The sequence below is a fragment of the Stieleria magnilauensis genome (assembly GCA_007753675.1).
Taxonomy (GTDB): Bacteria; Planctomycetota; Planctomycetia; order Pirellulales; family Pirellulaceae; genus Stieleria; species Stieleria magnilauensis.
Map to the genome: position 1 here is coordinate 3923612 of CP036432.1, position 14627 is coordinate 3938238.

The window sequence follows — 14627 nt, forward strand, 5'->3', positions numbered from 1 at the left end:
CCAACAAACCGCGAAGCGTCCCATCCCAGCACGTGGCGTCAGCCAGTGGCCCGTGACGGCACCGCATCGCCAACGCGCCGTTCGCTCACGCGTCCCGCCTACACCCAGCACGTGGCGTCAGCCAGTGGCCCGTGATCTTGGTACGATGGATCGGTACAATCGTTGATGGCGTATGGGTACCGATGTCAACGCGGCACTGTTCGGAGAGTGGTTTTCCACGACGATGACGCAACACAATCGCTCTCGATTCCACTCGCCACGCCGCATGGTGTCGCTGGTCTGTTTGCTAACGATCGGGGGCGTTGCCTTGACCGATCGATGCGGTGTCCTGGCGCAACGCCCAGCCGCCGAGTCCGACCAGGCGATCAAGCGATTCACCGAGGTCCTGCTGCGGCGACCGAGACCGGGAATTGCGCTCGATCGGGTGTACAGCCACCATCTCCAAAATCGCACGTTGGACGATTTCCTTCGATCGCTTGATGCCGCTGAGTCGGCCGAGCGTGCCGGGGAACGTCAAATGGTGCTCGGGCTGATTCAGCTCCGTCGCGGTCTGTACGGCAAGGCGATCGTGGCGCTGGGCAAGGCGGAACGTTGGCTGGAACAGGATGCCATGGCCAGCTTTCAATTGGCAGCGGCATTGCGTGCGACGGGAAAGACCGACGAAGCGATTGAGGCGATGCAGCGTTCACTCGATCGCGGCCCCAGACGCGTCGATGCGGTGGAGATCTATCTGCAGCTCGGTCGACTGCATGCTCAATCGGGCAATCAAACGAAAGCGATCCAAACGTGGAAACAACTCGAACAACAGTTTCCCGGTGATCAATCGATCGCTGAACGGGTCGCCCGACAATTGGTTGACGAAAGGCTGTACGAACCGGCTTTGGAACAATACACCCAATTGGCTCGGGGGGCGAAGAACGCCGAACAGAAGATTCGCATTCAAATCCAAACGGCGGAACTGCAGCGTCTGCTCGATCGCCCCGACGAGGCGAACGAACAATTGAAATCCTTGTTATTGCGTCTCCGTCCGGGCAGCTGGCTGTATCGCGATGTCCGCGATCGTCTGGAGGCAGGACTACTCCACGATGGTTCATTCGATGCACTGATCGAGTTTTATTCCGCGGAGGTGCAGCGGTTGCCCGATGATCTGTCCTTGCGGATTCGCTTGGGTCAGATCCAAACGCTCGCCGGACGTTCGGATTTGGCCCGAAAAACGATGCTGACCGCCGTCGAAAAAGCGCCGGGCGACATCTCCGCCCGTCTGGCATTGATCGACGTCTTGGACCGCGCCGATCGTCTGGCAGATACATCGCCGCACTTCGAAGCCCTCGTTCGTCTCGACCCCAACAACCCGGATCACTTCATTCGCTGGGGCCGTCTGTTGTTGCGTGACGTGGACAGAGAACTGGACGCACGACGTGATGCCGCCGCTGGCGTCTGGGAACGGCTGTTGAATTTGCGGCCCGAGGATCCGGTGCTGCACGTCCGCGTTGCCAAACTGCTGTCCGGCATTGGTCGTACCGACCAGGCCATTTCTCTGTACCGCAAGGCAGTCGAGCTAGCCCCCGATTCCACGCAATACCGCGAATACCTGGGCGAGCAACTTCATACGCTCAAGCGGGTGGATGAAGCCATCGAGGTTTGGCAATCAATCGCGACGGGTCCGCGTCGGAATCGCGAGTCGTTGATTCGGTTGGCCGAGATTTTTGCATCGTTCAAGTTCAACTCTCAATCACTCGAGGCGTGGCGCGAGGCGGCTTCATTTGATCTGACCTTCAATCAACGGCTCCGCTACGCCCGGGCGTTGATGGACGCAAACGCCTATCGACAGGCCATCGCACAGCTGGAAACGGCAGAGTCGATTGCGGAAACGCGAGACGAGCGTCAACAGGTGCTTCGCGACCAAATCACGGCCTACATCGAAGCTGGAACCCTGAGACAAGTGATCGCACAAACGGCCAATCAAGAAGCCTCGATCAAGAACCGTTTGCTGTTGGCGCATCTGTACCTTGCCGACAACCAACTTTCCCGCGCCGCTGAGACAATCCGAGACGCCTTCGATCAAGCCCCCGACGACGTCGAAACGCTACTTGTCGCAGCGGAGATCGCCCAACGACAGCAGCGGCGAATGGACGCGATCAAGTATTACGAGCGTTTGACGGAACTGGACGCGCGGTTCCAAACGGAATACCTGCGTCGAATCTTGACCTTGCAAAACGAAATCGGCGATCTGGAACAAGCGGCTCAGACCGCCGTCGCCTTGATCCGCGTCGCTCCGGGTGCCGCAGATTCCTATCGAATCTTTGCGGAACTGGCGTTCGCCCTCCGGCGCGACGAAGAAGCGGTCGCGGCCCTGCGAAACGCAATTGATCTAGCACCGCGTGACAATCTGCACCGCTTGATGTTGGCCAAACACTACGCCGATCGGTTTCAGACCGACCCGGCGATCCTGCTGTATTGGGAAGCGATCGAGATGGAACGCGACTGGGATCGCCGTCAGGAACTGATGCAAATGATGGTTCCACTGTATGAGCGGCGGGGAGAATCGAATCAGCTGCTCAGACGATTGGAACAGTTTTTGTTGACGACCAAGGACCGCTACCACGCACAGCGAATGGTCGCATCGTTTTGGCAATCGATCGAAAACTACAAACGGGCGAGTTTTCTGTTGCGGCAATTGGTAGATCAGCAACCCGACGATCAGGATTTGATCCGGCAAACCGTCACCTGTCTGATGGCGATGTCCGATTTTGAGACCGCCGTGGAGTATCAGCGTCAATTGATCGACCTGGCAGGCACGCCGGACGACTATGATTTGTTGGGGGAACTGCAGGCCAAGCTTGGCAAGTTGAAGCAGTTCGAATTAAGTGCCAGCGAACTGGCCCACACAACCGATCCGCAACGCGCCATGACCCTCATCGCGCGAACGGCCGACCAAAGTTTCGACAAGGCAATCGAACTGTGCCGCATCGCAGGCGAGCATCAAACGGCGTGGTGGGGAATCAAATGTGTGGAGTCGCAGTTACTATTCTTGACCGCTCGCGACGCCGATGACGCTCGGCTTGCCAAAGCGATTCGCTTGGCCGGCGAGATCGACGCCCTGGACGCCCAGTTCGACCTGCCTCCGCCCTGCCAAGCCACGCAAGCGTCCGGCAGGGGCCTGTCCGGCAACTACACGATTCGTCTCACTCCGCGAGTCAGACGTTCCGGCACCGCCAAATTGAGCACGTACACGGTGTCGAAACGCAACTTCACGCTTTTCCTAAGCAACTTCCTTGGCAAAGCGGACTCCGCCAATACCGCCCGCGTTCCGGCCGGTACCCCCGCGCGACCCGCCCCGCGGGACTACCTGATCCCCGAGGACTACTATCAGGCCCGTTGGATCAGTCGCGCGATCGTGGTGCTCGGCCGTAGCAAACAAAACACACGCGACGGCAACCCGCAATCGGTTCACGATCTGATCGATGCGATGTTCCCGATGCCGCCGCCGGATCAGATCAAGGACCCGCGCCAGTTGGAAGAACTGCTGGCGCTTTATGGCTTGGAACGATCGCTCAGTCGCACGGCGATCCGTCCCCCCGAGTCATTGTTTTGGCGAATGGCAGAAGTTGCCCCGGCAGACGAGCACCCGGAATGGCGATCGATCTTGGAAGCCAGGACGAAGCGGATGAGGGTCGAGGGAGATGGATCGTCGAGGCGTCTCAAGTCGCTCGACGACCACCAACTGGGGATCCTGGCCAAGGTTGTTGCGGCCAGACGGGAAGTGATGCTTGTCGGCAACCTATCGCCCGAGCAGATCGGGCAAGAACTTGAATTGCATCGTTTCATGATCCGTGAGTATCGGCAAGCTGGAAAGGAAATGCCGACGCCCCATCACGACGCGGCGGCTCCCCCACTGAATCGTTTGGTGGTTGCCATCGCGGACGTCCAGGTTGCACTTTGGCAAAACGACCTGCCCCGTGCCGACGAACTTGTCGCCCGATTGCCCGACATCGCACGTCGCGACCGGCAACTCGATTTGTTGAAGAACATGCAGTCCAACAAAGTCAAAACCTGGCTCTTCTCACCCGCGTTGCCTTCGGAAATAGAGTTTCGACGGCGGCATCGGACGGTGCTTCTGGATACGTGGTTGGCCCACTGCACACGTCGAAACACGCTGAAACAAAATGCGCTGACCGGCAACGAGTTTGTGCGTCAGTATGCAACTGACGCGACCCGACAGGTGACAACGTCGATGACCTCGATGAGTTTCACCTTCTCGCGAAACCAACGGCACACAACGCTTGCCAGGCAATTGATCGACGACTATCTGATGCGAGGTTTTCTGCAACTGGCAATCGACGGCGACCCTCAGCGTTTCAGCCCCGTCCCGGATTCTCAGTCGGATGGCTGGATGATGGGCCTTGAGCGTGATTTGCCCGATGCGACGGAACAAGAACTGAAACTGCGCAAGTTGGTTGCGGCGTATGCAGCATGGTGGAATCGACGCCCCGCTGATTGCTACAGAAAGTTGTTAGGGCTTTGCCAAACTTATCCCAACGACGTCGACCTGCAAATCGAATTGGCGCGTTTCGAGATTGAAACCACCAAAGCCGACCAGGGGTTTGCGCGGCTAAACAATGTCGAAACGAGCGACGACCTGTCGACGCAGAAACTCGAATTGGCGAAGTTTTACCTGGCGACACGGATCGGCGCCATTGCATCGGCCCGTGATGCTGCCGATCAATTCCTGAAATTGCAACTCAACCACTCCACTCGCACGGCATTTGAAAGACTATTGGCGGAACAAGGATTGGGCGGCCGACCGAACCTGGCGGTCGCGACTCGTCGACGCGTCACCTCACCAGTGACGCCCTCGCTGCGACAAGACGATTTGTATCAACTGCGGATCGCCCAATCACTTCTGATGGACGGAAACCAGGTCACGGCCGCGGAGGTCGCGTTTTCGATCATCCAAGGTCACGTGTCCAATGGAAAGATTTTGCGATCCGCGGTGTCTCACCAAGCCATGGAGATCCTGATCCGTGCCGGTCGGATTGACCAATTGATTTCGCTGTTCGAGCGGCGGGTCGGTACTGCCCCCACCCCCGACGCGCCGATCCCGGAAGGCTTCGTTGACACACTGGCAGCGTTGTACCAGCGCGCCGGCCAAGGCGACAAAGCGATCCAGCTTTGGAAACAGGCCATCGACCAGGAAAAGTTGACGCCCGAATTGACCCTCGCACGAGCCGACAAACTCTTATCAGAGCGAAAGTATCATCAAGCCGCGATCACCTACCTGTTCGCATTTGAGCAAGCCCCCGGACTGTGGAAATTACACTGGAGTGCGTTTGTCCAGTCGGCCGAAATGTCGAAAGATCCCTCAGTGATCTACACGCGACTGTTGCCGATGGACGTCAGCCCGCATTCGTTGTTTTCACTCTGCAATGTCATCGGCATCCGCTCCGGCGACGCCTTCAACGAGAGTCAACGAGCGTTCACCAGACATGTGATCCAAACGCATCCGGACGTCCCCAAGAAACTCTCGCTGTTAAAGCAATTCATCCCGGAATCCGAGCGGTCGAATTTTCCCCGATTGGTCGAACTGTTGCAGCGGGATTAAAGAGCGAGCGGGTGAGCCGTTGGATGATTCAGCGGTACCGTTCGCGTTCCTTGGCGCTGACTCGGATATTGAATCGGTCTTCGTAGCGTCCGGTTTCGTTGACGAAATCGATCTCGGTGTCCTGGTTCTCGAAGCGGAACCGTTGGATCGGGGGAGGGGCGACGGGACGAATCGAATAGAATTCCAGCAACGAGATCATTTGGCGTTTTTTGAGCGTCGACCGCAGTTCGCCTTGGGGGGCGTCGGACGTGGCAATCGGGTCGCTGAAGTGCTCGATTCGAACCGGCAGGCCTTTGCCGAAGTTAATTTCGGGGTCGTCGTCTTGGGCGATGGCCACGTTGACGCGTGTGGGAAACAGTGCCGGCAATTCGGCTCCGTCGACGATCGCGGTGATTTCGTCGCGTCGACTTTGTTTCAGCGTGCCGATGACGACCAATAGCGACCGTCCGGCGAGCGAGCTTTTGCCGAGTTTCAAGTCATAGTCTCGGCGAATGCTATCAAGCATTTCGCAGGGTCCCCCGACCATCATGCTGGGTTTGATCCGGTTGTTTCTGCGTAGCGTCCGGGCTCCTTCGTCCAACCATCCGACATCAACGCGGCTGAGGGAGATGACGCCGGCGACCTCGGTGCGGGTCCATGCCAGGCGTCCGTCGCTGATTTGTTGCAGACGATGTTTTCCGGTGCCATCGTGCATTTCAATCTGAAAAGAAAATTGTCCGGTTCCGCCACCGACCTGCAGGTAGGTGCCGACGCCGAGCACTTCGCGTCCGGCGGTTCGAACACGTTGGCGGATTTTACAATCGAAGGCGGCACCATTGGCCAGACGATCGATGACTTGATCGATCAATGCGGCGGCACGCTGCTGGTCGGCGGCGCTGTCCGCCGAGCCATCGCCGGTATTTTCTACAGCATTTCCAGCGGGCGGTGGGCTTGGATCGGGCGCCGGCGGGTGTGTCGTCTGTCCGGTCATTGGCGGCTCGGCTTGGGCCGGTTGTCCACCGAGCGGCTGATTGAAAAGCACCGCGACGAGGACACAACCGAAGGCGAATAGGCACAGTGGGGGCGTGAAACGGAGTTTCACGGGGCCTTTCGGCTGCTCGCGGTCGTGTCGATCGATCTTCATGGTCGGGTTATGGCGATTTTTCCAAAGAATCAGGACGCAACGTGCCGATGGGTTTATCACGTGGCCGTCCTGTCCGTTGCGTGGCGCGAATCGTAGATGCGATTCGGGTCACACGTCCAGGCAGATCGTGCACGAGAAACTACCTTTGATTTTTCAGCCCAGGCGGGGACCGACCCGCAAACCGCATTCGAGCGCGGTGCTACCCAAGGAATGGGGGAAAAGATGAAACGATTCGTCACTCACTTGTCGCTGATTGCGGCTGGTGCGATGGTCGCGACCGGATGCGTACCGACTCGCCACAATTTACCACCGGCTCAACAAATGATGGAGCCCGGTCCTGGAGTCGGAGGCCCCGGCCCCGGCGTCTTGGGACCACCACCGTACGCCGGTGCCATGGCTGCTCCGGCCGGATCCTGCAACACGATTGCGGCCAACAAGGTTCCGACGGAAGTCCCGTCGGAGCTCGCCGCCGCAGGCCGAGATTTAAGCCAGAGCGAAATCCAGCAAGTCGGATTCGTTGACGGCATGCACGCCGGCGGTGCCGCCTGCGGATGCAACGCCGGATCCAGCGGAACGATCGTCGGCGGAGCCGGCATGGGCGGCATGATGGTCGCCGCGCCGATCAATCAAGCCGTTCAAGTCACCTTCGGTCGCCCCGAAGGCATGCAGGTTCGCTACGACCAAACCGGCAGCGGCATGTTCGACAGCGAACCGTTGATCGTCCCCGCCCGCCAAAACTTTCCCCAAGGTGGTTTGTTCCGCATCAAGCTGACGAACATCCCGGGACGTGAAGGCGTGGAACTGTACCCGACGATCGAATTGGCCTATGCCAATCCGCGCACCGGCGCTTACCTTGCCCACAACTCGATTCCGCTTCAATTCGACGAAGAGGATTTCGACCAAGTGGTCACCGGTAATTTTGTGACCAAGGTGCTGTACCTGCCCGATCCGGATTTCCAAGGACCGGCTTTGGCGGGAATTGATACCCTGGTGAGCACGCGGCTGGATCCGGGCGTGGATCCGATCGTCGAAGCCGACCGACGCGGTTCGATCCTGGCGATCATCCGACTCGGTGACAAAGATATCGAAATGCCCGGATCGGGCGGCATGGGACTGGGAATGTCTCCGCCGATCGCCGGACTGCCCGCACCCTTCGCCCCGGCGTCGACGAGCGGCTGTGGCCCCGATGGCGGTGCCTGTTCGATGACTCCGCCGCAACTGCCGGGCATGATCGCCGGCGTCAACGCACCCCAGTACGGCATGCCGATCAGCGGCACACCGATCGGGTTGCCCGGACCGCCGCACATTCCGTTGGGAGCCCCCGCGGGATTGAAGAAGCACGTGATGCGGAACCGCACCCCGATGCATATTCCCCAGCCCGTCGAAACGATGCGAACGACCGTTCGTCATCAGCCCGGCTACAGCTATCCCAACCCGGTCAGCCGAGTGCGGATCACCGAGCAGAACATCCACCCCGGTGCACCTGCGGGACGTCCCCTGTTGCCGGGAAGTCAGCCAGTCGATCCGAATTGCCAACCCTGATCGCAGGGACCGCATGACGAAGGGCTGAAGAGGTAACTGTTGAAAGCACGTGGCGTCGGCATCTGATTTTCGGATGACCGACGCCCACGTTTGAGTGGACCCCATGATGCAAACCAGGCCGAGATCCATGCATACCAGGCCCAGAACCGCCACCATCACGATCGACGTGGCCGAATCGAGCAACCGAGCTGAGGCGTTGGTTTGCATGTTCGTCCTTGCCTTGCTGATCACCTTGTTCAGTAGCGTCGCGTTCAATCGTGTCGCCGCAGCGGTCGAACCGCTCGATACCAGCGGGCGGCATCCGCTGTACTACAAATCACTGCCGCCGGGTGCGGTTTGGCAAAGTCCGGCTGCGGTCTCTATGCAGCAGGGCACGTTCCAACCGGTCGCCTTCTCGGGACCCGCCGGCACCAAGTTCTCCTTGCCCCTGGCGGGCAGCCACAGCGAAGAGGAACCGGATCTGATGGCCGGCCTGATGGTCGGTGCGGTGTACCGTTTTCGCATCACCGGCATCCCCGACGCCATCGGCGCCGAACTCTATCCGACGGTCGAACTGATCGGGCGAATCTATCCGCCACGCGGACTCGAAACGCTGTACCCGATCCCGATCAACCTGAGCGAATCGGACTTGCAGGAAGCGCTCGACGGCAATTTGGTCACCAGGGTCGTTTACCTGGAAGACCCACAAACGGCCATCCCGCTTGCCCAGCAACGCACCGAGTCGCGTCCGATCGATATCCCATTGGACCAAGACGCGCTCGCGACGGCCGATTCGTTCGGCCGACCCGTTGCGATCGTACGCCTGGGATCCAAGTCGCCGCCGCGGAACCCGGCACTGAGCTCCCAGTTCTACTTCGGCTTTCCCGCTTGGGCGCCGATTTACAAGCCAGAACCCATGCCTGAAACACCTTGATCGCGTCGGCAGCACGAAAACCACGCATCTGGACCGTGCCGCTGAGCGACAAGCTTTGTTCCCGATACACCTTCAACTGCAACCGACCATGTTTCACTGCTTTGCATCTTGCCGATCTTTCTGTCGGGGCACGTTCGCGGCAGGGACACTGCTGGGAACGATGGTGGTCCTTGTCGGTTGCCAGTCGCCGGCGGTGACCAACGGATTGCGGTTGCCGGGAACACCGAACTTGCCAGGCATGCATCAGACACCCACGCCGAAGCTGACTCCCGGCGGTCACACGCCTGCGGTTCCCGGAGTGAAGACCGCTGCAGCGATCCAACCGGAACCAAACGAAATCGCACAGGTCGGCTACTTCGGTCGATTGAGCGATCGCGCCGGTGATCAAGCCGGGGTCTGCCAAGGATGCATCCAAAGCACCGACGCCGGATCATGCCAAACCTGGGCGCCCGCGACTCCCGTCATGGCGATGGGCCAGCCCTACGATCCGCAAGAGTTTTTGTGCAACGGCGGTGACACGCCGCCCGAAGCCCGCGTGATGGTCAATGACCACGTGGGCGGGCTCGATCCCCAAGATGCCGTGGTGCATTACACGACCGAGGCGGGTGACATCGCGGTCCAAGCGAGCAATCCCGTCTGTCTGTACTCACCCCGCTTCGGCGCGATTCGGCAAGTCAGCGGCGCGGTCGCCGGCGAGAAAGCCGTCGGCCTGCGCGGCACCTTTCAACCGGTCGGCCCCAACGGAATTGGTTTGACGCAACCGAGCTTGGTGGTCGGCGAGACCTTGGAACTGGCCCGTGCGGACGTCGCACGACGCGTCGACGCGATGCGCGATCGCAATCGCGGTGTTCCGGTCGAAGGCATCGTGCAACCACTGCTGGCCGAAGACGCCTTGGAAATCCTGGCGACACTCGATGCCGTTTCGTTGAATCGTTTGGATGAATCGCAAATCGCCATCCTGAAACAAGGCGCCGTCGCGGCCCAATCGTGGATGATCCGCGATGCCGTGGAAGTGATGATCGAAAGCATCACGCCGCCCGTGCTGACACGTGATGCCAAGGTCGAAGGATTCGTCCGATACGATTTCCCGGACGCCGGTCGCCTGGAAATCATGAAGGTCGCCGACAAGGCTCACGCACAGCAGGGCGACGAAGTCAGCTTCGCCATCCATGTCCGCAACGTCGGTGACTCTGCAGTCAGCCACATCGAAATCGCGGACAGCCTGGTCGGACGACTGGAGTATATCGAAGACTCCCAGCACTGCGATCGCCAAGCCGAGTTCACAACCAAGGGCAACGCCGCCGGTTCGGTGCGGATGCAGTGGACGCTGGCCGATCCCCTGGCCGTCGGCGAAACGGCAACGATCGAATTCAAGTGCCGCGTGCGGTAGCACGCAACGATTGGTGTTGTCCCGCCATCACTATTTGGCTGCGTGGGGCATGCGGACAAGTCAATCGATTGGAGGATCGACCACCCGCTGCTGGCGGAATCGCGATCGCACGGTCAATTGGAAAAGTACTTTGGCTGTTGGTTGGCGTTCGGCTGCAGCGGTTGCCCGGTAGGGACCCCGCTGGGCACAGCGGTAGTGGAACCACCGCCGGTCGTGATTGCCGGCCCGGGCAGGCGCACGCCCCTATTTAAGCGTCGTTTCCTCTAGGGAGGGCCCGTAGGCTCGCGCCAAACGGCTGATCATCGTTTGACATCAGCCGGTTCGCGCCAGCGTCCGGGCCTTAACTTAGCGGTATTGGGATGAAGCCGGCACGCCATCGAAGTGCTTTTTGATGGTCTGGACTTCATCGCTTTTCAATTGCTCGTCCGTTCCCGGCACCACTGACTCAGTGCACTCGGCCGCACTTGGGGCAGCGTTTGGAGGTGGAGTCGGCGACCCGCGATGCCACACGCGACGCGACCGCCCGCAACGGGTTGGGGGTCAAGTGCGCCGTCTTGATGATCGGGTAGCGATTGGGATCGATCAACGCTCGGTCGCTTCCGCCTCGCCCGACAAAGACCATGTAACGCTCGCCGTCGGCGCCGATCGCCACCCCGGCTCCGGCGTAACGGAAATCGCATTCGGTCGCACAGGTCAGCCAACCCCACGTCGCAGTTGCTTCCCCACAACCCTCGGTCCAACCGGCCGGAACCGAGGGGCCTTGATGTCCGTTCTTCAGTCCCCGTGCGGCGCGGTACTCCGCTTTGCGTTTGGCAAACTCGGTCATCGCGGGGTCTTCGATCAATTCGGGTAACCCGGCAGCACGGCGCCACGCATTGACTTCATCAAAGGCGCCACCCTGGGCGACGGCAACGGAAGACACGGCAAAGACAACGAGAAGAATCAAACGTGATTTCATCAATACAATCCCTTTTCATCGTTCGGGCGACAAGCGTCCATGAAACGACGGTCGGCGAACGAGAGCCGACCGTCAGCAGCACACCGCCACCGGTGGCCGCGAAGAAACCTAACGCTTCTGCCCTCGTCGACAACCCCGGCCGAAGGGCTGATGCGACACGGCAGGGCGGGTGACGGACAAGCGAACAGACGCGTTTGGCCAAGGGGACCGACAGGCGTGCTATATTCTTGACCACCAGAAACGCCCCTCCGCCGATGCGACTTCCACACCCCCGCATGAACACCCCGTCCGATATGATCCGTTGTCTCGTTTCCCGCCCAGTCCTACTGATCGGTGTTCTGCTGGGCACTGTCATGCCGTTGACGGCGCAGTCTCCACCGTACGACGTGTTCCTCGATGTGGAACCGCCCTATTACCGAGTCCGCTACGATGCCGCGGAGACGTCCGACGCCCAGAAGCCTGATGACCCGACGTCCAACGAGTTAATTTTCCCGGTCAGCTACACGATTTGGATTCCACCGGGCGTGAAGACGTTGCGAGGTGTCGTCGTGCACCAACACGGATGCGGCGAAGGTTCTTGCAAATCGGGACTGACCGGTGCCTTTGATTTGCACTGGCAGGCGCTCGCCAGAAAACATGACTGCGCGCTGTTGGCTCCGGCCTACGAACAACCGCAGGAAGCAGACTGTCAGATGTGGTGCGATCCCCGCAACGGATCGGCGACCACGTTTGAACAATCGCTCGTCGACCTTGGCAGGCAATCCGGGCACCCGGAACTCGCGTCGGCACCGTTGGCGCTGTGGGGACACAGCGGCGGTGGTCACTGGTGCGGCGGCATGGTGATGATCCGGCCGAATCGGATCGTGGCGGCGTGGCTACGCTCTGGCGTTCCGCTGCTGGCCCCCAACCCCGATCGCCCCGGTATCAAACCGCACACATTGCCCGAGGCTGCGTTGGGTGTGCCGATGATGTGCAATCCCGGTACGAAAGAAGGCGTGACGGTGAAGGACGGACGGTTCGCGAAGGTCTGGCCTGCGAACCTGGAGTTTTTTGAAACGGTTCGCGGTCGCGGCGGGTTGCTCGGGATCGCGATCGATCCCTTGACCGCACATGAATGCGGCAATCAGCGCTACCTGGCGATCCCGTGGCTGGATCGATGCCTGGAACGTCGGTTGCCGATGGAACCCGGCGGTGCCTTGCGTCCCATGCCCACCGACTCAGCCTGGCTGGCCAAGCCGACCGACACGACTGCCGTCGCGGCGAAGGACTTTGACGGCGATCCGCTGCAAGCCGGTTGGCTGCCCGACGAGACGATCGCGACATTGTGGATGCAGTACCGCAAAGACACCCGGGTTGCGGATGCCTCACCGCCACCGCCGCCGAAGTCGGTTCAGCTTCAGGGCAACCGTTTGCGCTGGCGGGCGGAAGCCGATTTGCAAAGCGGGATCGAGAAGTTCATCATCCTTCGCAACGGCAAGCCGCTAGCCGAAGTGCCAATCGAAGTGACGAACCGATTCGGTCGCCCGATCTTTCAAGGCTTGCAATACAGCGACACGCCGATGCAGACGTTGGTGCAGATGGAGTTCGTTGATCAAACGGCAGAGCGAGGCGTCGACCACGGCTATTCTATTGTTACGGTCAACACCGTCGGCCTGAAGTCGAAACCGACCCCAGCCGGCCCCACGCTCGGCGGTGATTGAATCCAGGTGGTCGGCACAGTCTGGCCGGGGCAGTCTGCCCGGCCAGAGCAGCCCGGTCTGCGTCGACACACCACCGGGTGCGACGTGCTAGAATGTCGGATCTACTTTTCAAATCCAGTTGGGTCCAGCCGTGGAACTTGACGAAAGCGTCGAAGCGATTCTGAGCGACGAATCCAACGCACTGGATGGGTTTTACGAGCGGCTGTTTCAGCGCTATCCCGAGTTCAAATACTTCTTCGCCGGTGCCAACGTCAAACGCCAAACGGCGATGTTGACCATGGCGTTGCTAGCCGTCAAGCAATACCCGGCGCTGCGTCGTTCCTCCAAGGACTACCTGGAAGTGCTCGGAACGAAACATCACGGGCTCGGGATTGCCAACGAGTTGTTCCCGAAGTTCATTGAGGTGCTGGTCGAAACAATTGCCGAATTCCACGGCAACGACTGGAACGCGGCACTGGACAAACAGTGGACCGATGCATTGAACTATGCCGCGGCGATCATGCATCAGTCGCCCCACGAATTAGTCTTCCGCGTGACGTCGGCTTCGTCGTCTTGATCCTCCACTGAAACGCCCTGAACCAAAGCACTTCAACCATGACCGACTCCGACCAGCCCGATGCCGCGCCGCAACCCCGTTTCCGAGTCAGCATCGTGCCGGTCACGCCACTGCAACAAAACTGTTCGATCATCTGGTCGACTGAAACGAAACAGGCCGCCATCGTTGATCCCGGCGGCGACACCGAGCTCATCATCGGGGCCGTCGAAGAACTCGGCGTCGATGTCTCGGCGATCTGGCTGACACACGGCCACATCGATCATGTCGGGGCCGCCGGTCCATTGAAAAAGAAGTTCGGCGTCCCGATCATCGGCCCCAACGCCAAGGATCAGTTCTTGCTCGATTCGATCGAAACCGATTGTGGCAAGTACGGCATCGTGGGCGGGACGAACGTGACCCCCGACCACTATTTGAATGAAGGCGACAAAGTCGAGCTTGCGGGAATCGAATTTGACGTGTACGAGTGCCCGGGGCATACCCCCGGGCACATTGTGTTGGTTCAGCCCGACGACGCCTTTGCCTTCGTCGGTGACGTGTTGTTCTGCGGCTCGGTCGGACGCACCGATTTCCCCTACGGCAGCACCGATGACCTGATCGAATCGATCGTTCAAAAACTGTGGCCGCTGGGCAAGCAGATCCAGTTCCTGCCCGGCCACGGACCGGTGTCCACCTTCGGCCAAGAGCGTCTCAACAACGCCTTCGTCGCCGACTCGGTGCTGGGCATCGAGGAAAACTAGCGTTCAGTCTGAAAAGATGCCACGACCGGTGTCCCGGCAATCGAGCTCGTTTTTCGGGATCGGGCCGACGGAATGCTTGCGATTCAGACCGCGACTTCACCCGCTG

Annotated in this window: 9 protein-coding genes; 7 read left to right on the forward strand and 2 right to left on the reverse strand. The window is 60.0% G+C overall.

The genetic code is table 11. The annotated features are described in order from the left end of the window. Positions 1-172 precede the first annotated feature (172 nt). Positions 173-5602 carry a tetratricopeptide repeat protein gene (locus TBK1r_RS13850; RefSeq protein WP_145211504.1) on the forward strand — a complete coding sequence of 1810 codons (5430 nt, stop codon included), beginning with the start codon at positions 173-175 and terminating at the stop codon, positions 5600-5602. A 28-nt stretch (positions 5603-5630) separates the two neighbouring features. Here TBK1r_RS13850 and TBK1r_RS13855 read toward each other — a convergent pair whose 3' ends face one another. Next, positions 5631-6725, reverse strand: coding sequence for a hypothetical protein (locus TBK1r_RS13855; RefSeq protein ID WP_145211507.1), 1095 nt, complete (start codon positions 6723-6725; stop codon positions 5631-5633). Between the two features lie 222 nt (positions 6726-6947). Between TBK1r_RS13855 and TBK1r_RS13860 the strand changes: the two genes are divergently transcribed. From TBK1r_RS13860 to TBK1r_RS13870, 3 genes are all read left to right on the forward strand, one after another. After that, positions 6948-8267: a hypothetical protein gene (locus tag TBK1r_RS13860; protein WP_145211510.1), complete on the forward strand. Its 1320-nt coding sequence runs from the start codon at positions 6948-6950 to the stop codon at positions 8265-8267. A 127-nt stretch (positions 8268-8394) separates the two neighbouring features. Further along, positions 8395-9180, forward strand: a complete 786-nt coding sequence (locus TBK1r_RS13865; protein ID WP_145211514.1) for a hypothetical protein — start codon at positions 8395-8397, stop codon at positions 9178-9180. Positions 9181-9268: 88 nt separating this feature from the next. Then, positions 9269-10570, forward strand: a complete 1302-nt coding sequence (locus TBK1r_RS13870; RefSeq protein WP_145211517.1) for a DUF11 domain-containing protein — start codon at positions 9269-9271, stop codon at positions 10568-10570. Positions 10571-11015: 445 nt separating this feature from the next. Here the strand turns inward: TBK1r_RS13870 and TBK1r_RS13875 are convergent, their stop codons facing one another. Beyond that, complete coding sequence (locus TBK1r_RS13875) at positions 11016-11528, reverse strand: CAP domain-containing protein (protein ID WP_145211521.1); 513 nt, start codon at positions 11526-11528, stop codon at positions 11016-11018. A gap of 275 nt (positions 11529-11803) precedes the next feature. Here TBK1r_RS13875 and TBK1r_RS13880 point away from each other — a divergent pair, with 275 nt between their 5' ends. From TBK1r_RS13880 to TBK1r_RS13890, 3 genes are all read left to right on the forward strand, one after another. Further along, positions 11804-13228 (forward strand): hypothetical protein, encoded by a 1425-nt coding sequence (locus tag TBK1r_RS13880; protein ID WP_419581330.1) that lies wholly within the window; start codon positions 11804-11806, stop codon positions 13226-13228. Between the two features lie 130 nt (positions 13229-13358). After that, entirely contained in the window at positions 13359-13784 is a 426-nt protein-coding gene (locus tag TBK1r_RS13885; protein ID WP_145211524.1) for a globin domain-containing protein, read from the forward strand. Positions 13785-13822: 38 nt separating this feature from the next. Next, positions 13823-14521 carry an MBL fold metallo-hydrolase gene (locus TBK1r_RS13890; RefSeq protein ID WP_145211526.1) on the forward strand — a complete coding sequence of 233 codons (699 nt, stop codon included), beginning with the start codon at positions 13823-13825 and terminating at the stop codon, positions 14519-14521. The last annotated feature ends 106 nt before the right edge of the window (positions 14522-14627 follow it).